Here is a 26,428-nt window from a genome sequence, read left to right on the forward strand (position 1 = left end):
TGCCGTGTTATGTCAATTTCTTCTCGATTTACGCTTGATTAGCTCTGTTCTACCGAAACTGTTGTAGAAGCAAAAAACTTCGCCACAGCAAAAGACGCCGCCCCAAGCACCGTCGACCGATCCCCAAGCTCCGAAAACTCCACCTTCAGCTGCTTGCGCGGGTGCGGCAGAGATCGCTTTTCCAGCAGCTGCAGCAGCGGCTTCATGAGCCACTTCTCACCACCAGCCAACCGGCCTCCCAGAATAATAAATTCCGGATTATACGCGTTAATAATATTCACGACACCGACTCCGAGGTAATAGCCCAGCTGCTCAAAAAGAGAGATGACCTTCGTGTCGCCGCTTTCGGCTTTACTTAATAAAGTCTCTAGGTCCACTTCATGCCCTAGCTCTTTCCCTGCTTGCTCCAATAATGCATGCTCCGATGCGTACAGCTCCCAGCAACCCAAGCTGCCGCAGCGGCATTTAGGACCATCATGCTGAATCGAGATGTGGCCGATCTCGCCGGAAAAGCCCGTGACACCGCGATATAGCTCATTTTTAATAATAAGGCCCGCACCGATCCCCATGCCGATGGACACATAAATAAGGTTCGCCGTGTCCTTCCCTGCGCCAAACTGCTTCTCGCCAACTGCCCCAGCATTCGCTTCGTTATCAATCACAACAGGAAGTCCGAATTCAGCTTCTAACTGGCTTTGCAGCGGTACATTCTCCCAGCCCAGATTCGGGGCAACCAACAAATTCCCTTCATCATCACAGATACCCGGCACGCCAAGGCCTATACCAATGACGCCATAGACGCTCTCTGGCGCCATTTCGATCAGCTCGCGGATCGTCGTTGTTACCAGGCGGGCCACCTGCTCCACGGACTCATTGTGATGGACGATACGTCGCTCAGTCACTACTTTCCCCGTCAAGTCGGTGAGCACAGCCAAAATATCATGCACACCAAGATCAACGCCAATCGCGTAGCCCGCCGTTCCGTTAAACAGCAGCATCATCGGCTTGCGCCCGCCGCTCGACTCCCCTACACCAATCTCTTCAACAAGGGAGCTCTCGATCAGCTCATTCACGAGACTGGATACCGTCGCCTTCGTCAGCCCTGTAATCTCAGCGATTCTAGCGCGTGAGATCGGTGAATCCGTGCGTATATGATGCAGTACGATCGTTTTATTTATTTTTTTCACGAGGTTTAAGTCGCCTGTTTGTTTCATCGTTAGCCTCCATACCGTTCCTAATGCTGCGAATCATCGCTATGAAAATGATTCTAACATAGAAGACTTTTTCACGCACCAACTAAGTTTGTTTAATGAATTTACAAACTTTCAGAATGATGCTATGATGGCTTCATAAGCATTTATCACTCATTTATACGGAGGCTGAATTCATGAGCTACTTTGACAACGTTCAACCAGTTAAATACGAGGGCCCTACATCCACGAACCCACTTTCCTTTAAATTTTATAACCCAGATCAAGTGATTCTAGGCAAAACAATGCGTGAGCACATGCGCTTCGCTGTTGCTTACTGGCACTCCTTCTCCGCTGATGGCTCCGATCCATTCGGCGCTGGCACAAACGTTCGTTCTTGGAACCAATTTAGCGGCATTGAGCTGGCTAAAGCTCGCGTTGATGCTTGCTTTGAGCTTTTGAACATTCTAGATGTGGACTACTTCGCATTCCATGACCGCGATATCGCACCAGAAGGCAAAACTTTGCAAGAAACAAATGCGAACCTTGATGAAATCGTTGGTTTGATCAAAGATAAAATGGCTTCCTCAGGCAAAAAATTGCTTTGGAACACAGCAAACATGTTCACGAACCCGCGCTTCGTTCACGGGGCAGCGACTTCCAACAATGCAGAAGTATTCGCTTATGCAGCAGCACAAGTTAAAAAAGCTTTGGATCATGCGAAAGAGCTTGGCTCTGAAAACTACGTATTCTGGGGCGGTCGTGAAGGTTATGAGACGCTTTTGAACACGGATCTTGGTCTTGAGCTGGATAACCTTGCTCGCTTCCTGCACATGGCTGTTGATTATGCCAAAGAAATCGGCTACACAGGTCAATTCCTAATCGAGCCTAAACCGAAAGAGCCTTCCAAGCACCAATACGATTTCGATGCAGCTACAACACTTTCGTTCTTGCAAAAATACGACCTGCTTCCTTACTTCAAATTGAACCTTGAAGCTAACCACGCAACGCTTGCGGGTCACACGTTCGAGCACGAGCTTCGTGTAGCGCGTATCAACGGCATCCTTGGCTCCATCGATGCGAACCAAGGCGACTTGCTGCTAGGCTGGGATACAGATGAGTTCCCAACTGACCTGTACTCCACGACGATGGCGATGTACGAAATCCTTCTGAATGAAGGCGGAATCGGCAGCGGCGGCGTGAACTTCGACGCGAAAGTTCGCCGTACATCCTTCGAGCCAGTTGACGTTGTGTATGCACACATCGCAGGTATGGACGCATTCGCTCGCGGCTTGCAAGTTGCAGCGAAATTGATCGAAGATAAAGTATTCGACAACATCCTTGACACTCGTTACGGTTCCTTCCAATCCGGGATCGGCGCAGATATCGTGTCTGGCAAAGCGGACTTCAAATCACTAGAAGCTTATGCACTTGCTAACAACGGACCTATCGTGAACCAATCCGGCCGTTTGGAATTGATCAAAGCGACTGTGAATCAATATTTGCTTAACGCTTAATTTAAGTTGAAAAATCCCGCTTCAGCCATTGGCTGGGCGGGATTTTTTGATCGCATCACAAGTGAGACGCTCCTATTTCAATGCATCGCGGATCGCTGCCTCGATCTGATCCATCGGGTCGTTGCCGGGCTTCTTGTAAAGCCCGCTAGCCACAGCGGCCTCGGCGCTCACGGCTTTGTCATCCTCGACTAGCTTTTGCAGCAGCGTGCGCGTGCTGCCCTTGAGCTTGGTCTGGATGGCGCGATACGCCACAGCGACCATCTCGTCGCGGCGAAACACCGCGCCTTGCGCGATCAACTGCGCGTCGCTCGCGCTGAGCAGTCCGCTTGTCGCCGCAAGCTCGCTGGCCGTTTGCGGCTCCGCCTCTGCATAGCCTAGCGCGCGCAGCGTCAGCGCCAAGAACTGCTCGCCGGTGATGCTCGCATCCGGCGCAAACTGATCGTTGGTGACACCGTGCACCAACGCTTTACTAAACGCGAAGTCGACGGACTTCGCGGCCCAGTGCGTCGCCCGCACATCCGTGAACGGCGAGCTCAGCCCTTGCGCATTCGCGGCGGCGGTCTCCCAGCCGAACATACGCAGCAGCATCGTGGCGCCCTGCGCCCGTGTTAGTGTCTGGTCCAGCTCATAACCGCGATCCGTGCCCTGAAACAGCTGCAGCTTGTTCAAGGTGTCGGCTTCAGCTGTATGCTTCACTCCAGCGTCTGCAGCCCCTGCAACCGCAGCAAACAGCGTCGAAAGGAGCAAGGCTCCTGCCATGGTCATAACCAATTTTTTAAATACTGATCCCCTCATCGCTGCACCGCCTGACTCGCACCTTTGTGGCGGAGCGTAGTGAGGTCGATTACATACGTTGTTTCAGTCAATTTTTTGAAAAAAGGATCCACGGGTCCGACCAAATCCCATTTGAAACTAATAGAAAAATCAAGCGGATTAGCGTAATCATCCCAATTGCGAATGAGTCTAATCGTTTTCCAGCCATCGCTATAATCCTTGACGACGCTTTTCTCCGCCAGCTTTTTACCTGTCACGAACTCGGTATTCTGCCCTCTTACTTGATTGTTCAGGTTGTAAATAGGGCCGCCTCCATTAGATAAACCGCGAGCACTATACACGCCATCCGTCACACTGATGAACTCCTCGGTAAAGGTGTAACCCAGTTTATTCGTCAATTTGACTACACCGTACAGCACTTGCAGCGGCTTAGCCGCGTTGCTATATACAGCGTCGTAGACCGACATGCTAACTGTAGGTTTTCCCGCCGTTGCTGCCGGATAGGCCGTAAATTCAGCCGCATATTGCACCTGAATATCCTTCATCTCATACGTAATACTGCTTGGCTTCGTGTCGGCTTGCTCAGCTCCCCATACGGGAACTGCCAACCCAACACAGCTAATTAGCATCCATACCAAGATTAACTTACTTATTTTCCTAATCATGCCAAATCCCTCCCAATTCATAGATTACTAGAACGAGAGGGTGGTTGGCAATATTTGTATTCAATCTAACTACTCTTCCATTTTCATTTCGCTTGCATGGGAAGCTGTGTGCACATGCTGCACAGAGATCAACGCATCGTCGTCGTTGTTATCACGAACTGTTTTTTGCAGGACAAACGAGGACATCGTCAGGAACAATGCTGTTACAGCGTAGTACCCTTTGACAGAAAGAATTTGGTCCAAGTTAATGATCCCGATAAACATGCCCAGTAATGCTAATGCGAAGGAGCTCCAAGCCAAGAAGGTAAAAGCTGATGTATTCCGTTTACGGGATTCGTACCCATCTTCCAAATTGTCGCGAATGACCTTCTGAAGCACGAACGCCGACATGGTGAGAAACAGTGCACATACCGCAAAATACCCCTTCACGCTAAGCGATTCTTCCAGTGTGTATATCCCAATAAACATTGCTACGAAAGCGCCTATAAAGGATGCCCACGCCATAAAAGTAAAGGCTGTTGTATTCCGTTTCCGCTGATTCATCATAATTAAAATCCCCCTATCGTTGCCCTGCAACGTTATGAATGACTTGCTCTTGTTACTTAGTATATGGTGCTCTGAATGTTCCAACTAGTACTATTTTCCAATAATACCTGCTACTAAGACTTCGTGACATACACCTATCTACATAGTGGCTTCTAGTTAGTGATGAAAATCAACCTTACAGCACATATCTGCGCGAAAGCTGGCGCTGTAGCGATGAAAAAGGTCACTAAAGCTGTGATAAGCAAATGAAACAGCTCCGCAAGAGTAGTACTTTAGCTCTTTTGCTAAAGTACTTTTTCTGATCATAATCAGCTCGCCCCTCTGCCCCTACACTAGATGCATATAGGCGAGCTTTTTATCTTTTTCCGCCAAGACATTCACCTATCGCCCACTTGCCGAATAGGATATAAAAAAGTAGGCTCGGATACAGTCATTTCCGACTCCCCATCTCCTGAGCCTCCCACAATTGGGCGTCTCATGCGCTTTTAGCGAGTTTCACCAGCTGAGACTACCTTTATGGAGGCTCGGTTATCTTTTAAAAGGAGGAAAACCCTATGCAAATTCACGTTGTCCAAAAAGGACAAACGCTGTATCGCATTTCCCAAACCTATGGCGTGACGGTCGAAGAGGTGGCAGCGGCGAATGAGTTGACCCCCAGTCAATCGTTAGTCATCGGACAGGCATTAGTCATTCCGATTGTCGGATCTTACTACTGGGTGCAGCCTGGCGAGGGCCTGTACCGCATCGCACAAAAGCTCGGCATAGACCTAGACACGCTCGCATCCGTCAATGGACTTACGTTATATCAACCATTGCCCAGCGGGTTCCGTTTGTATATCCCCCCTACCCCGCGCAAACAAGCCGAAGTGAATGCTTATATCGAACCAAGAGGCGCGGATGTGTCGCCTGTTCTCGTGCAAGCTGCTCGTGAAGCGGCACCTCATTTGACGTACTTAGCTCCCTTCAGCTTCCGTATTAACCGAGACGGCACCTTGGTCAATCCGCCGCTTAACAATATGCGAGAAATCGCCCAGCAGCATGGCGTCACCCTCATGATGGTGCTCACCAACCTGGAGAATGATCAATTCAGCGCGGAGCTTGGGCACGTTATATTAAATGACGAAACAGTTCAAAACCGTCTGCTTCAAAACATCGAGACAACAGCAGAGAAACTCGGGTTTAAAGATATCCATTTTGACATTGAACATCTATTACCTGCAGATCGCGAGGCTTACAACCGATTCCTGCGCAAAGCGGTAGATCGGTTTCATCGTAAAGGGTACCTGGTCTCCACGGCTCTCGCGCCAAAGACAAGTGCCACACAAGCCGGAGCCTGGTATGAAGCCCACGACTATAAAGCACATGGTCAAATTGTTGATTTTGTCATCATTATGACGTATGAGTGGGGCTACAGCGGTGGACCTCCTATGGCGGTTTCCCCGATCGGGCCTGTTCGCAAAGTGCTTGAATATGCACGCAGTGAGATGCCCTCATCCAAAATCATGATGGGTCAAAATTTATACGGCTACGACTGGACGTTGCCCTTTGTCAAAGGTGGCGCCTATGCCAAGGCGGTTTCACCACAGGCCGCAATTGATTTAGCCCGCAAATTTAACGCGCAAATTCTGTACGATTACACCGCGCAAGCACCGCATTTTAACTATTGGGATGACGCTGGTAAGGAGCACACGGTCTGGTTTGAGGATGCACGCTCCATCCAAGCCAAGTTCCGTTTGATTCAAGAGCTAGGACTCCGCGGTATTAGCTACTGGAAGCTGGGACTGAAGTTCCCGCAAAACTGGCTGCTGCTTGAGGAAAATTTCAAAGTCGTCAAACGCAGTTAGCGCTGTTAGCCCCCTTCCTCAAGCTCGCGGAGATGGGGGTTTTCTCTATTTCGACATAATTAACAAAATCTCAACAAATTAAATAACCATTTCCCTTCATTTTCCTTACTGAAATGCCGATGAAAATAGATATCTATTTTCATCAAGCAGAATCTAGCAACAGCTTTAAATGGAGGGAAATGAAGCATGAAGAGGTTTAGTCGCAGTACATGGTTGTCCCTGGTCATTATTTTTGTACTAGCTAGTCAGGCAATGTTCACGGGAAGTGCTCTAGCAGCAGATGAAATTTCGAAGCTGGTTTTGAACAAAAATGAACTCAGCTTGCAAGTCGGCAGCACAGCTAACTTATCGGCTACGGCTATTTTTGTCAGCGGCTCCACGGAGAATGCTACGGTCAAAACAGACTGGAACTCCGGATCACCGGAAGTTGCTTCTGTGTACGCGGGTGTCGTAACCGCCAAGAAAGAAGGAAAAGCCGTCATTACGGCTACATATTTGGGTAAAACGGAAGTTGTCACGGTAACGGTTAGCAAAAAAGTGAAATCGTTAACGACAGATAAGCAAGCCCTTGACCTTCGCCTCAATGGGACGGACCAAGTTACAATCACCGCTTATTACGACGATGGCACATCAGAGAATGTGACAAGCAAAGCCGATTACACGGTTAATTCAAGCTCAATCGCTACGGTGACGAACGGTTTGGTCAAAGGACAAAATCCCGGCAGCGCCACTATTACGGTTACTTATATGAATCAGTCCCTCGAACTGGACGTTGATGTCGAGGTTGTACGTCGTCTCGATCCTGATAAATCAGAAGTCTCTTTGCTCAAGAATGGTACTTACCAGGTTATTTTGATGGCTACCTACCCTGACGGTAATCCGAGCGACGTAGCTGATAAAGCCGTTTGGACAACAGATAATGCTAAAGTAGCTGAGGCTGTTAATGGTAAAATTACGGGCTATAGTGTCGGTAAAGCGAAGTTAACTGCTACCTATGGTACGAAATCGATCACTATTGATGTTGATGTAGATAGTACATTGAAGCTTGAATTGGATAAACAAAGTATTTTGCTTAAGAAAAATGGAACAGGCGCATTAAAGCTTAAGGCTACCTATGCGAATGGCACGACAACGGATATTACGGATCGCGCAGAATGGACTTCCAGTAATGAGAGTATCGTGAGTGTAACGAAAGGCCAGCTCGTTGGCAATGCAATCGGTGAAGCAACTGTGTCTGCTAAGTATGGCGAGAAAACAGTTGTGGCGAAAGTAGACGTTGAGGTTCCGCGCCGTCTCGTTGTGGATACCGATCTTGTTGTTCTAAAAACAGGCGAAAAGCAACAGCTTGATTTATTTGCAACCTATGCCGATGGCAAAACAGAAACTGTAACAACTAGCGCAACTTGGAGCGTCGACAACGAAAATATCGCCATGGTTCTCGACGGTGAAATTACAACCTATAAAGCGGGTATCGCGAAAGTAACGGCAACCTATGGCGGCAAAACAACGACAACACAAGTTGAAGTTGATGTCCCTACCATGATTACAGCGTCACAAAAAATCGTAAATATGCAGATCGGAGATTCAACTACAGTTGAGTTAACTGCCTATTTTAAAGACGGCCGCGACGACGATGTGACGGACAAAGCGACGTGGAAGATTAGCTCTACTGATGTTGCAGAGGTACGCAATGGCGTCATTACAGGGACGGCCACAGGCGCTGCAACGGTAACAGCTGAATTTGGAACCCGCAAAGTTGTTATTCAAGTTTCGGTAGGCCAATTGAAGAGTCTTACGGTTAGTCAAGAAAAGCTAGACATGAAAAAGGGCGCTTCCGTGACCCTAACTGCAGAAGCTATATACACGGACGATGATAAAAATAATGTAACAACTGATGTCATTTGGACAAGCAGTAACAGTAAAGTAGTCACTGTTGATAAAGGTGTTGTAAAAGCCATTGCATCAGGTGAAGCGACATTGACTGCTGAGTTGGATGACCAAACAGTGACCATTCCGGTGAAAGTCGATATGGCCAGTGAGCTGACAGCAAATGTGACTAGTCTGATTTTTGATTTAAATGAAACAAGACTTATTCAACTTGAAGCACTCGATGCTAACGATGTAAAAATTCCAGTCACGAACGATGCCGAGTGGAAATCCAGCAACAACAGCATTGTGACAGTGTCCAAAGGTATGGTGAAGCCAGTAGCCCGCGGTAAAGCGACTATCACGGCAACCTACGGCGGTAAAAGCATTTCCATTCCGGTAGAGATCGGTGTCATTGATGGATTAACTGCTGATGTATCCTATTTTGTAACCAAAACAGGTTCCAAAACACAAGTGAAATTAGAAGCCATATTGTCTGATGGTTCAAAGAAAGATGTAACAGAACTTGCTATATGGAAAGTCAGTTCCTACAAGCTAGGTACTATAGATAAGGGACTTTTCACAGCGACAGCTTCAGGGAAAACCAATATCACTGGTTTCTATGGCGGTAAAACGGTATCGATTCCTGTCGAAATTGATTCTTTGAAATATTTGAAAACAAGTGTAGTGAAAGTGTCGCTGAAAGAAGGCGAAACGGCAAAAGTCGAAGCCTTGGCGACATATACAGATGGATCTGAAGAAGATGTAACCAAGCCAGCACTATGGACAACATCCAATATCATGATCGCAGATGTAAAGGATGGCATTATTAAAGCAACTGGCAAAGGGACTGCCCGTATTACCATTACTTTTGCCAATATGAAAACAACGGTTCAAGTGACCGTTGCGAAGTAATTTTGTTGAGGGCCGTTGCCTTCCTGGGTATCCAGGAGGCGGCGGTTCTTTTGTTTTCAACTTTTTCAAAGTACCAACATCCCTCCAGGCATTCTCTTTGCATAACTTCTCGTCGACAGGGGAATATATGCTTACCTACCCGAATGACCCTATCTACAAAATACCTGGAGGTATGGATAATGGTTACCCGATCTTTCAAATTAGCTTCTATTTCATTCCTTACTTTCTCTCTGCTGCTCGGTGCACATCAATATCGGCTGCATGCGCATGGTCATGACCAGCACACTGCTCAGACCGAAAACCTGCAACACTTGAAGACAGGCTCTGCCACGATGTATCAGACCAATCCCTTCGGCATGCCAGGCGCGGACTCTCGTTTACACCCTAACACGAACCTGAGCGGCTATTCAGCAGCTTACGGGATTACACCGCCAACGGCATTAAACGTATCGACGCTGCAAGCTCAGTCTGTTGTCGCTGCGCCAAAAAATAAATCCAAGCCTTGGTATGCTTACCTTGGTTTGTTGGGCTTACTCGGTTTACTTGGATTGAGCTCCCGCTCCAATTCCTCCTATTCGGAATAGCTTTGACTCAATGATGGAGCCTTGTTCCTGTTCTGGGAACGGGCTTTTTTGCGCGCTTCAGTAACAAAAGTTTGTCGGATAGACTTTTGTTTTATGATGCGATAAGATAAAGAGAGAACAACGAAGGAGGGGAGCTTTGCATGGATCGTGAACAGCAAATTCTAGCGCTTATCCGACAAAATCCATTCATTTCCCAACATGAAATGGCCGGTATTATCGGCATTTCTCGATCTGCCGTGGCTGGTTATATAGCTTCGCTGACCAAGAAGGGAACGATTCGGGGCAGAGCTTATGTCACCTCAGATGAACACATGGTTTTCTGCATCGGCGGAGCAAATCTCGATAGTAAAGCGACTAGCAAGCAATCGATTCGCCTAGCATCCTCCAATCCGGTGACGGTAACGGAGTCCTGTGGCGGCGTTGCCCGCAACATCGCTGAGGCTTTAGCCGGGCTAGCTTGTCAGACAGCCCTCCTCACGGTGGTTGGTGACGATAAAGCAGGCCAGTGGGTACTGGAAGAAACGCGGCGCAAAGGCGTCGACGTTAGCCAAGCGATCGTCCTGAAGGGAGAGAAAACGGGATCATACACCGCGCTTCTCGATACGTCAGGCGAAATGTTTCTCGCTTTTGCAAACATGGACATCTATGATACTTTCACGCCTACGATGCTCAGGGACAAATGGTCCCATATTGCCGCCGCCAAGCTCGTGATCGCAGATACGAACCTTCCAAGCGACACCTTGGAGGAACTGATCCGCCGTTGTCAGGAGGAAGATATCCCGCTCTTCATCGATCCGGTTTCCTCTGAGAAGGCGAAAAAGCTTCCGTCCGATCTGACCGGTGTGACGGCGATTTTTCCAAACTTAGAAGAAGCCGTTCAACTTGCCCATAAACCTCTTACCATGGACCAGGATGTCATTGATATGTTTTATTTAGAGCCTGACCACACCAAAGTAGCTAGAGTCATTCAAGAACGAGGTGTGAAGCATGTTTTCATCACGCTTGGGAGTCAAGGCGTTCTCTACGTTGGTGAAGAAGGTGAACAATTCTTTCCTCCGATTCCGACCCATGTCGTTGAAGTGACAGGTGCAGGCGATGCTTTCTTAGCTGGTATTGTCTATGGCGTTACCCGTCAGGAATCTTATTTGAAATCCTGTGAATACGGCCTTGCTGCTGCGCACATTACACTCCAAACCGATCAATCTACGTCCAACGAACTGAACGAGGATCGCTTGCAACTTACGATAAACACCATGACTAAAGGAGATTAACCCCATGTTATCTAACTCATACTTAACTTTTACCGACGAAGTGAAAGAAGCACTCGCGAACAATAAACCGATCGTAGCATTGGAAACGACGATTATTTCCCACGGTATGCCGTACCCGCAAAATATCGAGATGGCGAAAAAGGTAGAGCAAATCATTCGCGATAATGGCGCTGTTCCGGCAACGATTGGTATTATGGATGGCAAAATCAAAATCGGCTTAAACGAGCAAGAGCTCGAAGCCTTCGCAACGAATGGCCACGTGGAAAAAGTGAGCCGCCGCGACTTCCCGTACATCCTCTCCTCCGGTAAAATCGGGGCGACTACGGTATCCGCGACGATGATCGGCGCTGCGCTTGCCGGCATCGAAGTCTTTGCTACCGGCGGCATCGGCGGTGTCCACCGCGAGGGAGAATCCTCGATGGACATCTCCGCTGACTTGACGGAGCTGGCAGCGACCAACGTCGCCGTCGTCTGCGCCGGCGTGAAATCGATCCTCGATATTGGCCGTACGCTCGAGTATTTGGAAACCCACGGCGTGCCCGTGGTTGGCTACCAAACGAGCGAGTTCCCGTCCTTCTACGCCCGCGAGAGCGGCTTCGGCGTAGATTTCCGCCTCGATGAGGCGGCTGACGTAGCCGCTATGCTCCGCACGAAGTGGGAGCTAGGACTCAGCGGCGGCGCCGTCATCGCCAACCCGGTCCCAGCGGAATCCGCTATGGACCATGTCGAGATCGAAGCCGTCATCCAGCAAGCGCTGAATGAGGCCAAAGAGCAGAACGTGACCGGTAAAAAGGTCACGCCGTTCTTGCTAGCGCGGATCAAGCAGCTGACCGAGGGGCGCAGCCTGGAGACGAACATCGCGCTCGTTTACCACAACGCGCAGACCGCCGCAAGGATTGCGGTAGCGTTGAAGAACTAAAGCCTGAAACGAGGCTGTCCCAAAACGGTTCGAGATAATAAAGGAGCTAAGCGATTTTCATGCTTAGCTCCTTTGTTTTTGGCATTCAAGTTGTCCAAATCGTCGTCCCAGGTTGGAGCGCTATGGTCGCCGAGCTCCCTACTAACTGCTGGGTGGGGACTATTCGACTTGTCGGAACCGACGCTAGTTCGATTCTGCCGAACTAAATCCAGGTCTTCCCTTGGCGGCAGGCCGTTAGTTCGATTCTGCCGAACTATTCGCCTGTTTTCCCAACGTAAAGATGAGTTTAGGCGATTTAGTTAGGTCCAAATCTGACTATTGGAAATTTATCAGCTCGGACACTGAGATTAGTTCGGGGAATTCGAACTATTGGTCTTGCTCTGGTTAATGGGGGATGTCTGCGAGGAAAAAGCACTTTTGGGACACCCTCTCTTTCTACTCATTCCATGTACAGCGGATTACTTACAGCCGCGAGCAACGTCTCTTGAACCTCGATGAAATAGCGCCATACCTCTGCACGATAAAAGGTTCTCCCTTCCATTTCCCCCAACAACTCCAGCGATTGCTCATGGTGCGCAACACAAGTAACCTCAACGCCTCGGTCTGAGATTAGTTTCACCGTATCGCCTACCTCTAGTTGTTTGACTACAAGCGTAACTTTGCCCTGACGCTCTGGTGCCTGTGCAGGCACAACATCGCCCATGTGAAACGTCCCTGCGTTAAGCTCTAACGTAGGCCCTTCCGGTGAGAAGCTTAGAAACACACGGCCAGTATCGATCCCATTAAGTACCCCTGCGACGGTTCGACTAGCTGCATACACCCAGGTTGTCGGCATGCTGTGCCTGACATAGCCTCCTTGGCTATGGAAGTCACTTCCCCCGACAGCAATCAAGCGTTTTCCGCTGCAAAGCTGCTCGTGCCACCATGTTAGCGTTCGTTGATTGGCCTCCCGCCAAGGACCATTCCAGATTTCTACCCAATCGTAATCGACGGACCAAGCCCACTCCCACCCACAATTGGGACAATGCGGGTGATTGAGTACAATGCGCGCACCATTACTCCTTGCTTCTTGAATCCGTTCCTGCACCTGCTCCGAGCTTACCGCGCGGAAATCTTCGACAGGGCGAACCGCTCCCAGAAAATTGGCATGTCCATGATTCGTGGTTAGCTCCATACCAGGGATCAACACGACGCCAGTCTCCCTTGGATACGCAAGATTTTGACTATAGGTGTTATGGTCGGTCATCGCTAGAAAATCACAACCCAGCTCTGCCATCATCTTCGCATTCTCAGCTACGGTCCATGCTCCATCACTATGAACCGTGTGCATATGGAGATCGCCCTTGAGCCAGCGGCCTTGCAGCGTTGTGCATGTCACCTCTACACGCACCGTACATCCCGCTGGCGGAATCCGGTACGTCCCCAGCAGCACAGCCCACTCCCCCACCACCAATTCACCGGGGGTATAACCAGGAGTCGCTTGTTCTACTTCAATGAAAAATTCGCTGCGTGCGCCCCCACTCCAACCTCTTACTCGCTCGGAATCCTTGACACCTAGATCAATGACACAATCCCCTGGCCCATTCGTTTCCACTTGGATACGAACGTGTAGGCGTTCCAAGCTGCTCGTAACCTGAAAGGGCACCTCCACATAACGATCCATTTCCTCATTTGAAATTAGACGAGTTATGATCATCACGCTAACTCTCCTATTCCTTCGTTGCTCCGACCATCAGGCCGGTAACGAAATATTTTTGAACAAACGGATAAATCACGACTAGCGGGATAAGTGCCAGCATAACCCCAGCCATACGGACATTAGGCGTCATAAATAAATTGCTGCTCGTGGCATCCGATTGAATGACTAGTGCGCGCAGCGCTACTTGCAGTGTATATAGCTTCTGATTCGTAATATATAGCAGCCCGGGCGTTAGCTGGTTCCATCGGGACACGAATTCAAATAAGGTAATCGTCGCAAGTCCCGGTTTAGCTAGTGGCACATACATCGTGGCAAAAATGCGAAACTCTCCAGCGCCATCGATCTTGGCCGACTCTGCCATTTCATAGGATACAGCGCCAAAGAAATTCCGCATTAATAGAATACTAAAACCAGAGATCAAGCCATACAGCACTAAGGCGGATACTGTATTTAATAGACCAAGCTCTTTATTTACCACATAGAGAGGGATCATGACGGCTTCATTCGGTACCATCATCGTCAGTAGAATAAAGCTCGTCAGCAGCTTCCGTCCTGGCAAGCCCTTATGCAGCAGCACATAACCCGCCATTGCGCAGAGCAGCACGTGCGCGAATGAGCCGAGTACGGTGACGAGCACATTCATGCCAAATGGTCTCCACAGCTCAACGCGCTGCCATACCGTCCGGTATCCTTCCATACTGAGCTCCGATGGCCACAACCGCAGCCCTGCATGCATGGACGAGATATTAGAGGAAATCGAAATCATAAAGGTATTCCAAATGGGCAAAATCATGGTAGCCACAAGCAGCAACAAGAAGAGACCATTGGCTATTTGAAAGGGGATATCTTGTCTACTTAACGATTTACTTCTCATATGAATTCACTCCTCGTCATACCGGATTAATTTTCTAGTCATAAACACCAGAATTAGCGTTGCCAGTACAACTAGGAAACCTGCTGCTGAAGCGACACCCATGTTAAACTCAAGGATCCCCTTCTGGTATGTGTACGTCATCAAAACATCGACCTTCCGAGCAATCACTGGATTACTCAGAATCATCATTTGATCAAACATGCGAAGCATACCAATCATATTCAAAAGTGTAACGACCTTCATGGTCGGAATAAGCTGTGGTAACGTCACATAGCGAATTTGCTGCCAGCGTCCCGCCCCATCAATCCGTGCAGCTTCGTATAAAGAAGGGGATATCGAGACAATTGCTGCTAAGTAAAGAATGCAGGTAAAACCCATCTCTTTCCACGTATTCGTCAGTATCATTAAATAGCGCGCATAATCGACCTCTGCAAAAAAGTGAATCGGCTTCGCCGCTCCTAAAAACTTCAGCAGCTCATTAACAAATCCGCCGTCTGGCGACAGCATCATGATCCATATCCCGCCTACAACAACCCAAGAGAATAAATGCGGTAAATAGATAACCATTTGTGTCAGCTTTTTAAACCAGGTTTTCAGTACCTCATTCAAGGATAAAGCCGTAATAATCGGAGCAAAAAAGCCAAGTACGAGCATACCCGCTCCAATCACGAGTGTATTTTCCAGTACACGCCAGAATATCGGATCGTGCCATACTGTTTGATAATTCTGAAGCCCTATGAAGGGCCGATCTCCGATCATTCGGAATTTCTGCATCGATATTTGTAGTCCCTTGAACAACGGGAAATAAGAGAAAATCGCAAAATAGATCACAATTGGTAGCATCATGACATACAACACACGATAGCGAGCCCATGCTGTCACTTGTTATTCCCCCTAGTCTATGAAAAGTAAAGCGGCGGCTAGGGAGTGACCCCCGCCCCCGCTTTCACTCATTTAGTCAATTAAGTTCACGGCTTTCAGCTCATCACGCATCTTCTTCACGGCATCTGCCGCTGGCATTTTGCCCATCATCGCTTGGAACGCATAGTTCGTCACGATTTTTTCGGCATTAGGCCAATCTTTCGTGGAGTTCTCGATCGTTGCGTTGTTATCAAAAATGATTTGGCGTCCTTCTAACGCACCTGGCAGCGTGCCGATTGGATTCTTAAAGTTGGTGTTGTTCGGGAATGGCGCTCCATGGTCCATCCCATGGCTAGTACCATCAGGAGTTAACGTATATTTCCCGTCTTTTACTGTGTAATCTGTCCCTTCAATCCCGAGCGTGCTCAGGATGTTCCCTTTGTCTGACTGCCAAAACTCCAGGAACTTCATCGCCGTATCCACATGCTCGGCATTCACTGGAATTCCCCACACGCTCGGGTCTCCACGACGAAGCATCACTTTGCCGTCAGGTCCGACAGCACCCGGAATTGCTTTCGCAACAAATTTAGGATCATCCGTTTTCTTCATATTGTTAAAGAGACCTACCCATGCATCCCAGTACGTAACCATACCTACACGGTTCGTTAAGAATAGCTCTCTCATTTTGCCTGAATCATTCGTCGCAAAGTTGGGATCTAGAATGCCTTCCTTATACAGCTTGGCAAACCATTCATAGATCGGAACTGCTGCATCTGTCGCGTAAGGAATCGTGCGCTTTCCATTCGCATCAATTACATATTTATATTTCACCCCTGCTGCGCTCATAAAGCCTTGAATATCATATAAGCCTGCAGTGGACAAACCGTACGTATCATCCTTGCCATTACCGTCTGGATCCTTCTCTTTAAACGCCTTCAACGTTTGATAAAAATCATCCAGCGTTTTCGGCTGTTGCAGCTTCAGCTTGTCCATCCAATCTTGACGAACAGTCGGCAGTGTGCCGCCTTCCGATTTATTAAATACACTGTAGATTTTCCCGCCATTGTAAGTAATCATGTCCCATTCTTTCGTAGGGATGACCTTCGGGTCCGATAGGACTTTCGAAGCTTTAATTTTATCGTTTAACTGCGTCAGTGCGCCTTGTTCAACTAAAACGTCCATATTGCCCTTCCCCATGTAAATGAGGTCATACTTCTCTCCTGCTGCTATAGCTGCGTAAAGCTTCTTATCGTAGTCAGCCGCTGGTTTCTCAATTGTCACCTTAATCCCAGTCAACCGTTCAACTTCCTTCTCAAATAACGCATTCTCCTCTGGCGTCTTCCCTCCGACAACACCACTGAGAATACGCAGCGTTTCTTGCTTAGCTGGCTTGGATGTCTCACTAGGTGAGCTTGCCTGTGATTCTGTTCCTGTTTTCGTGCTGCACGCAGTTACAAGTAAGCTTGTCGATAGGGCAACGGCTGCGATCATTCCTGCTTTTTTATTCAACATGGGTATGGCCTCCTATTTGGTTCTTTCTCTATTGGGTACTATCTGTTCTCACTTTGGCACATGACTCTCTAAACACGAGGCTCGCTGGAATTAGGATGCGTTTGACAATGGGATTCGGTTCCCTCAGTTGTTCAATTAGCAGCTTGGCTGCTTCACTTCCTAACACTTCTCCATTCAGCCTGACGCCAGTCAGCGACGGCTTAAATTCAGTACTGTAAATTGAATCATCGCTAAACGCGAACACAGATAAGTCTTCTGGTATTCGCAGCTTAAGCTCCTCGGCAGCTTGGTAAACGCCTAATGCAACTTTATCTGAATCGGTAATAATGGCCGTAATCTGCGGGTAAGAAACCAGTAGTCGCTTAGTCATCTGATAGCCATAAACCGTCGATGTTATTTTCCCATCCTTATAAACGATGAGTTTAGATTCAATAGGCACACCGGCCTTTTGAAAGGCCCGAATAAAACCCAATTCGCGATCTTGTGCTACTGTCCGTTCCTTCTGTGTGTTCAAAAATGCGATATGCGTATGGCCTAGCTGCAGCAGATGTTCCGTAACAAGTTGTCCCATCCCAATGTTGTCGTTATCAACATAGGACACACTGGATTCGAACTCTTGATGCGGTCTTCCAATGACAACGAGCGGTAGATTTCGCATGATTCGTTCTGAGATGCGTTCATCATTTTCAGCGGGATCGAGAAGAATATCGCCATCAACAGGATCTGTCGCTACATACTCGACTTGCTTGGAGAATTCGGTGGACAGTGTGTTTACAAGCAAACGATAACCCTGGCTATAGCACTCTCTTAACACACCATTGAAAAGGCCAAGATGAAACTGACTAAATTTCACCTGTTCACCCGGCATATTAAGTCCAATAATATTCGTCCGTTTGTTCGCTAGACTTCGAGCCCAATAATTCGGTCTGTAGTTCAGATCCAGAGCAGCATCCAGAACGCGCTTTGACACCTCCTTGCTAATGGGTCTCTTCTTGCTAAACACGTTTGAAACGGTGCTTTTGGACACCCTAGCTACTCTCGCAACATCATCTATGTTTGCCATCTGGGCTCGCCTCACTTCTCTTTAATAGTAAACCGGTTTTATCAACACAGTTTCATGGCTGAATAAATGAATTGTAAATAAAACAGGCTATTCAAAATAAAGGAATGCCAGTAATATCAAGGGTTTTCTAGCATTTACAACATGTAAAATGGCAGAAATCATGAAACCGGTTCGACGATTCCCTTTTTACATGAAACAAAAAGAAGAAGAACCAGCGGCCTTGTTCTGCCACTAATTCTTCTTCCTTAATTTGATATGACGGGGTAATTACTCCGTTACCCAATGTGTTTTCAAAGCAAAAGGAACACGCGCTGCCTTCGTTGGAATGAACTCAGGGTAACCGATGTAGATAAAGCCCACCATTTCTTCTTTGCCGGAGAGACCGAAGTTCTCTTGCATTTTCGGATGATACGTGGGATCGCCGGTGCGCCAAATGGAGCCCAAGCCCAGCGCATGTGCAGCTAGCATCATATTCTGTACCGCGCAGTGAACAGCTGCATACTCCTCAATCACGGGTACGACAGGCTTCTCGGATGGGGAGACAGCCACCGCGATTATGAGCGGAGCTCGAAACGCTTTTTTCTCGTTGATATTGCGCAGCTGCTCTTCTTCTTCCTCAGACAGTGCCGCATCTGCGCCTGCCTTTGCTTCTGCAATGGCGACCTCGGCATAGCCGCGCCCCAACAGCTTTCTACCTTCGCCGGACATCACCCAGAACCGCCAAGGCTCTGTATTCGCGTGATTCGGTGCCCAGACGGCAGCCTCCAAAATTTCTTCAATCAGCGCGTGCTCAATAGGGTCTTGCTTGAGCTTCCCAATACTGCGGCGCTGGCGGATCGCTTCTTTTACATCCATGCTTCTCACTCCCATATTCAGCTAATATCATATCTTAACTGTACATGTTCCCACACGCATTTTCAATTTTTGAATGCAGCCATGAAGACTGCAAAAGTGCAAAAAGGCAACCTTTTCTAGCGACTGGACCACTCGATCTAAAATACATGCAAAAAGGCAACTATTTCCGCCGCTACGCCACTTCTGAGCACCTTTTCGCTCCAAAAGGTTGCACTTTCGCACTTATTCCCCTCGGTTTCGCCATTTCCCCCGAAAATAAGTGCCTTTTAGCATCTTCGTCCACTTACACACAAAAAAATGACTCCACAAGCCTAAGCTCGCGGAGTCCTTGTCAAATCGTCTATGTGCCAAACCTTATTTGTCTTTTTTAGCGTGTGAACCGTCGCAGTTTCCTTCTACGTTTTGCGTGTTGCCGCATGCACATTTACCCATGGTCTCTACCTCCTCCAAATGTGGTGTTGTTGAGTTTATTATACCCACCTCACTTACATTTGTAAAGTAGTTAATTAAAAGTTAGTAAATGAGGATAATTATCATTCTCAGTTGGCCCATGTACCCGCTAGTCAGAATTCATATTCAACCTTTTATCATTATGAAAGAAGGATCCTGAATGAGTGTCCCAAAAATTTGACAATGAGGTGGATGATCAGGCAAGCTATATGTAGACAAGCACGTGAAATACTAGAATAACTTGAAATGCTAGAAAACACTAAAACTCGTTACATACCAAAGGAGGTCCATCCTAAATGCAATCTAGTAAAAAACTTACACTGATCTCGACGACTGCCATGGCTTTATCACTACTCGCTTCTCTGACACTCGTTCATCCAGCCTCCGCTGCCGTTAAAACAAGCGCTGCTTTTTCAGATTTGACTGGAGTTGACGCAACTTTGAAAACCAAAATCGATCGTATGATCGCTGATGGTATTTTCGAGGGAGTCTCAGATACAACTTTCGGGATCTCTCAAAATATGACTCGTGCTCAATTCGCTAAAGTAGCTACAAAAATCTTTAATATCCCGGTTGATCTTACTGTTAACGTCTCAAGTTTCTCGGATGTACATGTGGTTGACGCGGCTAACGGTTGGGCGATCCCTTTTATTGAAGCGGCTAAAAAAGCTGGTCTCATCGACGGTGTTACAGATACAACCTTCCAGCCTAGCGAAAAGGTTACCGCTGCTCAATTGGATACTGTGCTTCTTAAAGGATTAGGAAAAACAGTTTCTATGGCAAGCTCTCCTTGGTACACCGATGCGGTAAAACAGGCCACAGCGCTTGGTATTCATCCAACTAGCAAAGCAGGCGACCAAACCGCAACCCGTGAGGACTTCGTTCTTAGCTCGTATTGGGCTCAAGATGCATTCAACACTCAAAAGCCGCCAGTCGTATCACCACCTACCTCCAGCAATGTATCCATTGTTGGTGATTACCTTTTAGCTAGCGTCATTGATAGTGGTTTGACTAAATCCGCAACAGGTACCATCACAAACACTATTGCTGAGGATCCTATTCAAAGTAAATTTGCAAAAGAGATCAAAGTGAAATTAACATCATCTGCTGGGGAAGATATTGCGATTCCAGGAATTGTACAATCTGTTTTCTCCTCAGATCCTAGCATTGCCAAAGTAGGGATTACTTCCGACCATCATGCCTACGTGCTGGGGAACAAACCAGGAACCACTGAAGTAAGTGTTATTGTGCAAATTGGTACTGGGGCAGCCAAAAAACTGCATGTCAACGTAACTGTCCAAAGCGAACCTGTAAATGTGAAGACATTGACAGCAGGTGAAACTTCCTTTACTTTACCCATGGTAATGGATGCTGCTGACAATAAATACAAAGTTGATTTCAACGCCTTCACAGCAATGGATCTTACAGCTACAGATAACTATGGAAACACATACAAAGGCCTCGACATTCAAAATTACAACTTTGCTCTAGGTACCTTATTTATCACGAATGATGTTCAAGGCGAAGCAGGTTCTACCCTTGGCTCGGTATCAGTCGATTCCGATGGTGCAGTGCACGTAACGGGAAATGTGACATATTTTGAACTTACGGCAGTCTCAGCAACAGGTGTAAAAGTTACAAGCTACGTTACACTAACGAAAAAAGTTAAATTGAACTAAGAAATGCAGCTCCCCGCTTGGGGAGCTTTTTTGTTGCACACTCGCCCACATTCCACATATATTGCTAGTGTTCATCATTTTACAGAAAGGGGGCGGTCTCGATGTACAACGACCCAACCTTCTATCCGTATCCCCCGGTTCAATATCAGCTATACCCTGCACATCCATACCACTATGCACCTTACTGGGCATGGGATCGCGACTTTCCGCCTGTTAATACGAAAATGCTTTCTAGCTCGGTTGTTATCTCTGAGCACCTCTTAAAGGATGCCTCCATGGTTGTCAAAAAGCTCACAGATCCTGCAATCGCCCATCAATTAATGACGAATGCTCAGAGTGGTAACAAAAAAGAAGTAGATCGTATCGTTCAATCCTTCGGTGGTGAATCCGCTATTGAAACCAGCTACACCCCCACTGCTGTAAAGTTTGTGGTTGGCCCAAAAATCTCGGGAAGCGGCTGCTGCCATGTCACGCTATCGCTCAAATGGGGCGAATAATTAAAAAGAGCAAGCCCGCTCCTCACCGGGAGTTGGCTTGCTCTTTTTCTGCGCTCAGCGCACATCTACGCTGCCCAGAATCGGCCACGTAACCGCGAGCCAATAGGCTGCTGCTATGAGCGCGATCCAGTAGAGAGTGTAATACACATCCAACCTGGAGTAGGTGGATACATAATAATACGTGCGTTTACGACTCATTGAAAAACGCTTCGCTTCCATGGCAACCGCCGTCCTATGGGCACGGCGAATGCTTTGGGCCAGCAGCGGGATCGCGATCATCCGCATCGTCGTATACCACGATGTCAGCGGATTCCGCTGCTGTCGCTTGCCTCTAACCTTGAGCGCGTAGCGAAGCGTCTGCAGCTCTTCGAGTATAACAGGCAGCATCCGCATGGCTGCCAGAAAGCTGTACGCGTACTTCGGCGCGACCTTCCACTGCTGCATCATCGCGTAAAACAACGCGACAGGCCGCGTGGTCAAGCTGAACAGCAAGCCCACGGAGGCAACCTGCAGCCCTCGCAAACCAAGATGAATCCCGCGGTAGAAGCTTTCCTCGGTAATACGAATGATTCCGAAGTGAAACCATAGCGTTTCCCCATTGCCGAACATCATCATCCCTAGGGAGGATGACACAAACAGCAGCAGAAAGGGCGAAGCATACAGCAAAAGCCTTTTTGCTGGGTGACCCGACATCAGGGCGAGCGGCAATAGCGCGCCCAACGTTAAAACCAGCATCGTATTGAGATTATGTGTGAAGACGACAACGATGAATAGCAGAATCGACAATGTGAGCTTCACACCCGGGTTTACCCGATGCAGCCACGTTTCGCGAAAGCTGAACGTTATTTGCATAGCAGCGGCTCACCTCCGGAAGCTGTAGGTGCTGGGGCAGGCGCGACCTCGGTCACGCGCCCCTCGGAGACCTGCCAGACGCGCGTCGCCCAGCGCTGCACGATCTCATGATCGTGGGTGACCATCACGATCACGGTTCCGCTGGCGCGCAGCCGCTCCAGCTGCTCAAGCATGCGCAGCGTGCCGCGCGCATCGAGCCCGAAGGTGGGCTCATCCAGCAGCAGGATGCGTGGCCCGCGCACCATCGCGGTCGCCACGCTGAGCCTGCGCTTCTGGCCCAGCGAGAGCTGGAACGGGTGCCGCTCGCGCAGCGCGAGCAGGTCGTACTCTCGGAGCAGCAGCTCAGCCGCTGCCCACTGGCCCTTCTGCTGACCCTCTGGCAAGCCATAGGTCAGCTCTTCCTCTACGGAGTTCGTGACGAACTGGAACTCCGGGTTTTGAAACACAAAGCCGATCTGCTCCGCAAGCTGCTCGACTTTGTTGCCCTTTGCCCCCGAGATCAGACAGCTTCCGCGGGTCGGGATCAGCCGCATGATCGCGAGGAGCAGCGAGCTTTTGCCTGCACCGTTGGCACCGACAACGGTGATCCAGTCTCCTGGATATACGCTAAAGTTATCCACAGAGGTCCTTATCTGTCCGCCACGAAGTCCGACGAAATCTCGGAAGACCATGACGGGATCAATGTTTTGCGGTGGCACGGCCATGACCCTAGCTCCCTGCTCCCTCGCATAATCCTCCCAAACCTCGGGATACCAAATGCCGTATTCCTTCATTTGCTCTTTATACTTCTGAAAAGTAGCTAACGGCGGCCCATCCGCCAGAACCCCACCCTCAGGTGTCAAAATGATTAACCGATCCAGTAGATCCAGCATACCACTGATTTTATGTTCCACGATCACTAATGTTTTGTCCCCGCTAATGGTCCGAATCGTGTCCCACACTTGCTTCGTGCCCTCTTCATCCAGCAGCGCCGTGGGCTCGTCGAGAAAGAGCACCTCTGGCTCCAACGCCAGTACACTGGCAATCGCTAGACGCTGTTTCATCCCTTGCGACAACGAACTAATCAGAGTATGAACATCAGGCACTTGCAACCCGACCAAATCTAAGTAATGTCGGATGCGCGCAGGCATCTCTTCCCGCGGCACTTGCTGATTTTCCAACACGAATGCGATCTCTTCGTCGATATAGGGCATACAGAACTGCGTATCCGGGTCCTGAAATACATAGCCCCACCGGCTGGGTCTGCAAATCTCGTCTGCTTTGAGCGGAAGCTCGATCATGTCAGGCACGATGCCGCTTAATACTTGAAGCAGTGTCGATTTCCCGCAGCCGCTAGGTCCCAGCAACAGCACCTTCTCGCCTGGCTCGATGGAAAAGGAAACCCCCTGAAAAATCAGGGGGGCGTCATCGCCAGGATATTTTAACCTTAGATTCGTCACGCCCATTCCTTCGCTCATCTTGTTACCCCAGTACGTCGTAGTCTTTTTTGGACACCGGACGAATCAAATTCAGCACACCTGTGCGAGACAAAGCACTCGTTAAGTAGTACGCGAACACTCCAGCGATCAACGCGCTGCCTAGAAGACGCAAGACAATAAATAAGACGTAGTTCCAGAAAGCAAGCTGTTCAATATACCCGTAATACGTATCTACGAAGATCGACATAACCGCTGATGCAAAGGCTGCGAGAATCGTTACCCCTACATTAAAGCGACGATAGCGGAATGCGGCAAATACCAGCTCCGCGCCCAGCCCTTGAAGCAACCCAAACACGAGCGTGCCTACTCCCCAATGCCCGCCATACAGCGCCTCAATCGTTGCTGCCGCCAATTCGGCTAACAGGGCAACCCCAGGCTTGCGGATCACGAGGAAAGCGAAGGTTGCCGCCATGAACCACATCCCGTAGCTGAGCTGCTCCGCATGCAATCCAAGCGGTTTCATCAGATCATAGATCGGTCCCCAAACTCGATAAACCACACCGAACACCGCCGAAATCACAATCGTGATCAAAATATCGGTCAGCTTCAACCCTTGTTTACTTGCTTCCTTTTGCGCCATCTTCTACTCGACTCCTTTTCTCAAATCCATATTTGTCAATGAGATAGGCGAACACGCCAACCTTGGATACATCGCTCCATTTGTCCCATCAGGACAAAAAAAGCCCACCGGATTAACGGCAGGCTTGAACATTCGTGCATGAAAAAAGCACTTAAGGTCTCTACGCTGGCATTATCCAGATCAGATTAACGGTCAGTGGCATAGGGCCACTATCTCAGCCTGACTTCATCAAGCACCCGTGTTGCTATTCATTTGGCTTAACTGTAGCGGATTAACCGCTTTTTGGCAATCCTTTTTTTCCCATGGCGGCTCAAGCGACGCTTACTTCTCAATCAAATGCTTCAGATCCTGCGTTAATCCGTTTAATTGGCGGATGCTGTCCACAATATCCTGAACGCGATGCTGCTGCACTTCAGCGCTAGCCAGCACTTCCTCGACGGAAGCTGCCGACTCCTCTGTGATCGCTGCAACCGACGTCATCTCTTCAGCTACACGCTGGGAGGAGATTTGCAATTGTTGATTCATGCGCTGCAGATGCGCTGCTTGCTCCATGACTTCGGCTGTATTCGTGTTGATAACCTCGAACAATTGGTTCACGCTATCTGTTGATTTTTTGCCGGATTCTACAGCTGTAATCCCCACCGCAACCTTCTCAACGGCTGTCACGACCTTCGCCTGGATCGAGCCTAGAATTTCCGAAATATCAGTCGAAGCGATGTGCGCGTTTTGCGCTAGCTTGCGGATTTCGTTCGCCACAACGGAGAAACCTTTCCCATGCTCGCCTGCACGAGCAGCTTCAATCGAAGCATTCAGCGACAATAAATTCGTCTGATTCGCGATCTCGGCAATCGTGGAAACAATGTTCCCAATTTTCACGTTCTCTTCGTTTACTTCATTCATAATAACGGAAGTCTCGGTGACGATAACGGTAATATCATTGATTTTGAGTGACAAATCATCCATTTGGGTCTTGCCTTCATTCGTCATTCTCGCTGTATCACGTGATCTGCTGCTCATCGTATCTGAGGCCGCCGTGGTCTGTTCAACCGTTTCGTTCACATTCTGAATAGCTGTCGTTATATCGTTAATACTGGACGCTTGCGATTCAATACCAATCGTAATTTCCTGAAAAGCAGCAACCACTTCCTCTGTAATTCGGCCTGTCACAGCGGCATTCTCTTGCAAATGACTACTGGATGTACCCAGTACTTCGGTTGTCGTGCGTACGCCTGCTAACACTTCATCTGTTTTCATCCGAGACAGCTCAGAATCTTTCGCACTTTTGGCAACGTTCGTAAACATTCTTGTGCCGATTTGGCTTTGTCCAATGAGCGTCATGATGGTTAGCAAATAAAAAGCATTAACCCCAATCGTATCCACCTGCGGCGTTAGCGTCGTAATGAAATAATTCATGATAATAAGGCCTATCGCACCATTCAGCACTAGCGGTTTATAATCCATATATAACGAAATTAGCGCCAGACTTAGGTACAAAATAAATACACCAATTAGCGACGTCGTATTCGTCATAAAAAAATAGGAAATCGCACTAAGTCCGACCGCAATAACATATTTAATATAGGGAATGGCCAGCTTTTTCCATGTTAAAATCGTACATACAAGGGCAATCGGTACACCGACCGAGAAAAGTGTTACCATCGTGGATACGGATGTATACGCAGCCGCGATTCCCAGTGCAAGACACGCCCATAAAAGCTTAACCATTAAGCTGTTTCTTCTGTTCAATTCGAGCAGATGCTCAGACATTACTATTCCTCCTAATTGCCTTTTGCAAAATCAGACATTTTCGTACACTATTCCACATACGCGTCGCCAAAACCTCTATTTAAGATGCCAAAATCAGGATCTAATGTAGAAGTTGACTTCTACCCCAAATAAAAACTACAATTTGTAGTGTCTTCATTATTTTACAATGA

Annotated in this window: 23 protein-coding genes, 1 pseudogene and 1 riboswitch; of the genes and pseudogenes, 9 read left to right on the plus strand and 15 right to left on the minus strand. The window is 48.3% G+C overall.

Features of this window, described 5'->3' with window-relative positions:
- Positions 1-38: 38 nt before the first annotated feature.
- Positions 39-1,214 (minus strand): ROK family protein, encoded by a 1,176-nt coding sequence (locus AC58UX_RS24675; protein ID WP_497257651.1) that lies wholly within the window; start codon positions 1,212-1,214, stop codon positions 39-41.
- Positions 1,215-1,387: 173 nt separating this feature from the next.
- On the opposite strand from AC58UX_RS24675, the gene xylA reads away from it, so the two are divergent.
- The gene (gene xylA / locus AC58UX_RS24680) at positions 1,388-2,707 is read left to right on the plus strand and encodes a xylose isomerase (RefSeq protein ID WP_497257653.1); all 1,320 of its coding nucleotides are present in this window, start codon (positions 1,388-1,390) and stop codon (positions 2,705-2,707) included.
- A gap of 72 nt (positions 2,708-2,779) precedes the next feature.
- Here xylA and AC58UX_RS24685 read toward each other — a convergent pair whose 3' ends face one another.
- The 4 genes and pseudogenes from AC58UX_RS24685 to AC58UX_RS24700 all read right to left on the minus strand — a co-directional run.
- On the minus strand, positions 2,780-3,472 hold the full coding sequence (locus tag AC58UX_RS24685; RefSeq protein ID WP_497257655.1) for an S-layer homology domain-containing protein: 693 nt from the start codon (positions 3,470-3,472) through the stop codon (positions 2,780-2,782).
- 26 nt (positions 3,473-3,498) lie between these two features.
- The gene (locus tag AC58UX_RS24690; RefSeq protein WP_497257657.1) at positions 3,499-4,146 is read right to left on the minus strand and encodes a hypothetical protein; all 648 of its coding nucleotides are present in this window, start codon (positions 4,144-4,146) and stop codon (positions 3,499-3,501) included.
- 69 nt (positions 4,147-4,215) lie between these two features.
- Positions 4,216-4,536 (minus strand): YiaA/YiaB family inner membrane protein, encoded by a 321-nt coding sequence (locus tag AC58UX_RS24695; protein WP_497257902.1) that lies wholly within the window; start codon positions 4,534-4,536, stop codon positions 4,216-4,218.
- Positions 4,513-4,692, minus strand: a pseudogene (locus tag AC58UX_RS24700) (YiaA/YiaB family inner membrane protein); the annotation flags it as partial. The gene AC58UX_RS24695 and the pseudogene AC58UX_RS24700, both read right to left, overlap by 24 nt.
- Positions 4,693-5,246: 554 nt before the next feature.
- On the opposite strand from AC58UX_RS24700, the gene AC58UX_RS24705 reads away from it, so the two are divergent.
- The 6 genes from AC58UX_RS24705 to AC58UX_RS24730 all read left to right on the plus strand — a co-directional run bounded on the left by AC58UX_RS24705 (position 5,247) and on the right by AC58UX_RS24730 (position 12,297).
- Positions 5,247-6,536 (plus strand): glycosyl hydrolase family 18 protein, encoded by a 1,290-nt coding sequence (locus AC58UX_RS24705; protein WP_497257659.1) that lies wholly within the window; start codon positions 5,247-5,249, stop codon positions 6,534-6,536.
- A gap of 186 nt (positions 6,537-6,722) precedes the next feature.
- Positions 6,723-9,317: an Ig-like domain-containing protein gene (locus AC58UX_RS24710; protein ID WP_497257661.1), complete on the plus strand. Its 2,595-nt coding sequence runs from the start codon at positions 6,723-6,725 to the stop codon at positions 9,315-9,317.
- Positions 9,318-9,496: 179 nt separating this feature from the next.
- Positions 9,497-9,901 (plus strand): hypothetical protein, encoded by a 405-nt coding sequence (locus tag AC58UX_RS24715; protein WP_497257663.1) that lies wholly within the window; start codon positions 9,497-9,499, stop codon positions 9,899-9,901.
- Between the two features lie 140 nt (positions 9,902-10,041).
- Complete coding sequence (locus AC58UX_RS24720) at positions 10,042-11,172, plus strand: carbohydrate kinase (RefSeq protein ID WP_497257665.1); 1,131 nt, start codon at positions 10,042-10,044, stop codon at positions 11,170-11,172.
- Positions 11,173-11,176: 4 nt separating this feature from the next.
- A complete protein-coding gene (locus AC58UX_RS24725; RefSeq protein ID WP_497257667.1) occupies positions 11,177-12,091 on the plus strand; it encodes a pseudouridine-5'-phosphate glycosidase in 915 nt (304 codons plus the stop codon).
- Positions 12,092-12,150: 59 nt separating this feature from the next.
- Positions 12,151-12,297, plus strand: a complete 147-nt coding sequence (locus tag AC58UX_RS24730) for a hypothetical protein (RefSeq protein WP_497257669.1) — start codon at positions 12,151-12,153, stop codon at positions 12,295-12,297.
- 233 nt (positions 12,298-12,530) lie between these two features.
- On the opposite strand, the gene AC58UX_RS24735 is transcribed toward AC58UX_RS24730, so the two are convergent.
- From AC58UX_RS24735 to AC58UX_RS24760, 6 genes are all read right to left on the minus strand, one after another.
- On the minus strand, positions 12,531-13,787 hold the full coding sequence (locus AC58UX_RS24735; RefSeq protein ID WP_497257904.1) for a CehA/McbA family metallohydrolase: 1,257 nt from the start codon (positions 13,785-13,787) through the stop codon (positions 12,531-12,533).
- 13 nt (positions 13,788-13,800) lie between these two features.
- Positions 13,801-14,664 carry a carbohydrate ABC transporter permease gene (locus tag AC58UX_RS24740; RefSeq protein ID WP_497257671.1) on the minus strand — a complete coding sequence of 288 codons (864 nt, stop codon included), beginning with the start codon at positions 14,662-14,664 and terminating at the stop codon, positions 13,801-13,803.
- Between the two features lie 6 nt (positions 14,665-14,670).
- The gene (locus AC58UX_RS24745) at positions 14,671-15,546 is read right to left on the minus strand and encodes an ABC transporter permease subunit (RefSeq protein WP_497257673.1); all 876 of its coding nucleotides are present in this window, start codon (positions 15,544-15,546) and stop codon (positions 14,671-14,673) included.
- 72 nt (positions 15,547-15,618) lie between these two features.
- Positions 15,619-17,037 carry an extracellular solute-binding protein gene (locus AC58UX_RS24750; protein ID WP_497257675.1) on the minus strand — a complete coding sequence of 473 codons (1,419 nt, stop codon included), beginning with the start codon at positions 17,035-17,037 and terminating at the stop codon, positions 15,619-15,621.
- A 28-nt stretch (positions 17,038-17,065) separates the two neighbouring features.
- Positions 17,066-18,100, minus strand: coding sequence for a LacI family DNA-binding transcriptional regulator (locus tag AC58UX_RS24755; RefSeq protein ID WP_497257677.1), 1,035 nt, complete (start codon positions 18,098-18,100; stop codon positions 17,066-17,068).
- Between the two features lie 267 nt (positions 18,101-18,367).
- Entirely contained in the window at positions 18,368-18,955 is a 588-nt protein-coding gene (locus tag AC58UX_RS24760) for a nitroreductase family protein (protein ID WP_497257679.1), read from the minus strand.
- A gap of 746 nt (positions 18,956-19,701) precedes the next feature.
- On the opposite strand from AC58UX_RS24760, the gene AC58UX_RS24765 reads away from it, so the two are divergent.
- Both AC58UX_RS24765 and AC58UX_RS24770 read left to right on the plus strand, forming a co-directional pair.
- Positions 19,702-21,084 carry an S-layer homology domain-containing protein gene (locus tag AC58UX_RS24765; RefSeq protein WP_497257681.1) on the plus strand — a complete coding sequence of 461 codons (1,383 nt, stop codon included), beginning with the start codon at positions 19,702-19,704 and terminating at the stop codon, positions 21,082-21,084.
- A gap of 101 nt (positions 21,085-21,185) precedes the next feature.
- Positions 21,186-21,581: a YuzC family spore coat inner layer protein gene (locus AC58UX_RS24770; protein WP_497257683.1), complete on the plus strand. Its 396-nt coding sequence runs from the start codon at positions 21,186-21,188 to the stop codon at positions 21,579-21,581.
- A gap of 54 nt (positions 21,582-21,635) precedes the next feature.
- On the opposite strand, the gene AC58UX_RS24775 is transcribed toward AC58UX_RS24770, so the two are convergent.
- From AC58UX_RS24775 to AC58UX_RS24790, 4 genes are all read right to left on the minus strand, one after another.
- Positions 21,636-22,433 carry an energy-coupling factor transporter transmembrane component T family protein gene (locus AC58UX_RS24775; RefSeq protein WP_497257685.1) on the minus strand — a complete coding sequence of 266 codons (798 nt, stop codon included), beginning with the start codon at positions 22,431-22,433 and terminating at the stop codon, positions 21,636-21,638.
- Positions 22,424-23,890: an ABC transporter ATP-binding protein gene (locus tag AC58UX_RS24780; protein ID WP_497257687.1), complete on the minus strand. Its 1,467-nt coding sequence runs from the start codon at positions 23,888-23,890 to the stop codon at positions 22,424-22,426. The genes AC58UX_RS24775 and AC58UX_RS24780 overlap by 10 nt, the downstream gene beginning before the upstream one ends.
- 4 nt (positions 23,891-23,894) lie before the next feature.
- On the minus strand, positions 23,895-24,491 hold the full coding sequence (locus AC58UX_RS24785; RefSeq protein WP_497257689.1) for an ECF transporter S component: 597 nt from the start codon (positions 24,489-24,491) through the stop codon (positions 23,895-23,897).
- Positions 24,492-24,630: 139 nt separating this feature from the next.
- Positions 24,631-24,741: riboswitch (TPP riboswitch) on the minus strand.
- Between the two features lie 71 nt (positions 24,742-24,812).
- The gene (locus tag AC58UX_RS24790) at positions 24,813-26,258 is read right to left on the minus strand and encodes a methyl-accepting chemotaxis protein (protein WP_497257691.1); all 1,446 of its coding nucleotides are present in this window, start codon (positions 26,256-26,258) and stop codon (positions 24,813-24,815) included.
- Between the last annotated feature and the right edge of the window lie 170 nt (positions 26,259-26,428).

It is taken from the genome of Paenibacillus sp. J22P90 (assembly GCF_059692195.1).

Bases quoted from the DNA above. Each gene is read 5' to 3' on its own strand.
- AC58UX_RS24750 (WP_497257675.1), bottom strand. From the start codon at position 17,037: ATGTTGAATAAAAAAGCAGGAATGATCGCAGCCGTTGCCCTATCGACA.
- AC58UX_RS24730 (WP_497257669.1), top strand. From the start codon at position 12,151: ATGCTTAGCTCCTTTGTTTTTGGCATTCAAGTTGTCCAAATCGTCGTC.
- AC58UX_RS24740 (WP_497257671.1), bottom strand. From the start codon at position 14,664: ATGAGAAGTAAATCGTTAAGTAGACAAGATATCCCCTTTCAAATAGCC.
- AC58UX_RS24705 (WP_497257659.1), top strand. From the start codon at position 5,247: ATGCAAATTCACGTTGTCCAAAAAGGACAAACGCTGTATCGCATTTCC.
- AC58UX_RS24775 (WP_497257685.1), bottom strand. From the start codon at position 22,433: ATGCAAATAACGTTCAGCTTTCGCGAAACGTGGCTGCATCGGGTAAAC.
- AC58UX_RS24790 (WP_497257691.1), bottom strand. From the start codon at position 26,258: ATGTCTGAGCATCTGCTCGAATTGAACAGAAGAAACAGCTTAATGGTT.
- AC58UX_RS24780 (WP_497257687.1), bottom strand. From the start codon at position 23,890: ATGAGCGAAGGAATGGGCGTGACGAATCTAAGGTTAAAATATCCTGGC.
- AC58UX_RS24735 (WP_497257904.1), bottom strand. From the start codon at position 13,787: ATGATCATAACTCGTCTAATTTCAAATGAGGAAATGGATCGTTATGTG.
- xylA (WP_497257653.1), top strand. From the start codon at position 1,388: ATGAGCTACTTTGACAACGTTCAACCAGTTAAATACGAGGGCCCTACA.
- AC58UX_RS24785 (WP_497257689.1), bottom strand. From the start codon at position 24,491: ATGGCGCAAAAGGAAGCAAGTAAACAAGGGTTGAAGCTGACCGATATT.
- AC58UX_RS24685 (WP_497257655.1), bottom strand. From the start codon at position 3,472: ATGACCATGGCAGGAGCCTTGCTCCTTTCGACGCTGTTTGCTGCGGTT.
- AC58UX_RS24755 (WP_497257677.1), bottom strand. From the start codon at position 18,100: ATGGCAAACATAGATGATGTTGCGAGAGTAGCTAGGGTGTCCAAAAGC.
- AC58UX_RS24675 (WP_497257651.1), bottom strand. From the start codon at position 1,214: ATGAAACAAACAGGCGACTTAAACCTCGTGAAAAAAATAAATAAAACG.
- AC58UX_RS24765 (WP_497257681.1), top strand. From the start codon at position 19,702: ATGCAATCTAGTAAAAAACTTACACTGATCTCGACGACTGCCATGGCT.
- AC58UX_RS24760 (WP_497257679.1), bottom strand. From the start codon at position 18,955: ATGGATGTAAAAGAAGCGATCCGCCAGCGCCGCAGTATTGGGAAGCTC.
- AC58UX_RS24690 (WP_497257657.1), bottom strand. From the start codon at position 4,146: ATGATTAGGAAAATAAGTAAGTTAATCTTGGTATGGATGCTAATTAGC.
- AC58UX_RS24695 (WP_497257902.1), bottom strand. From the start codon at position 4,536: ATGTCGGCGTTCGTGCTTCAGAAGGTCATTCGCGACAATTTGGAAGAT.
- AC58UX_RS24725 (WP_497257667.1), top strand. From the start codon at position 11,177: ATGTTATCTAACTCATACTTAACTTTTACCGACGAAGTGAAAGAAGCA.
- AC58UX_RS24715 (WP_497257663.1), top strand. From the start codon at position 9,497: ATGGTTACCCGATCTTTCAAATTAGCTTCTATTTCATTCCTTACTTTC.
- AC58UX_RS24720 (WP_497257665.1), top strand. From the start codon at position 10,042: ATGGATCGTGAACAGCAAATTCTAGCGCTTATCCGACAAAATCCATTC.
- AC58UX_RS24710 (WP_497257661.1), top strand. From the start codon at position 6,723: ATGAAGAGGTTTAGTCGCAGTACATGGTTGTCCCTGGTCATTATTTTT.
- AC58UX_RS24770 (WP_497257683.1), top strand. From the start codon at position 21,186: ATGTACAACGACCCAACCTTCTATCCGTATCCCCCGGTTCAATATCAG.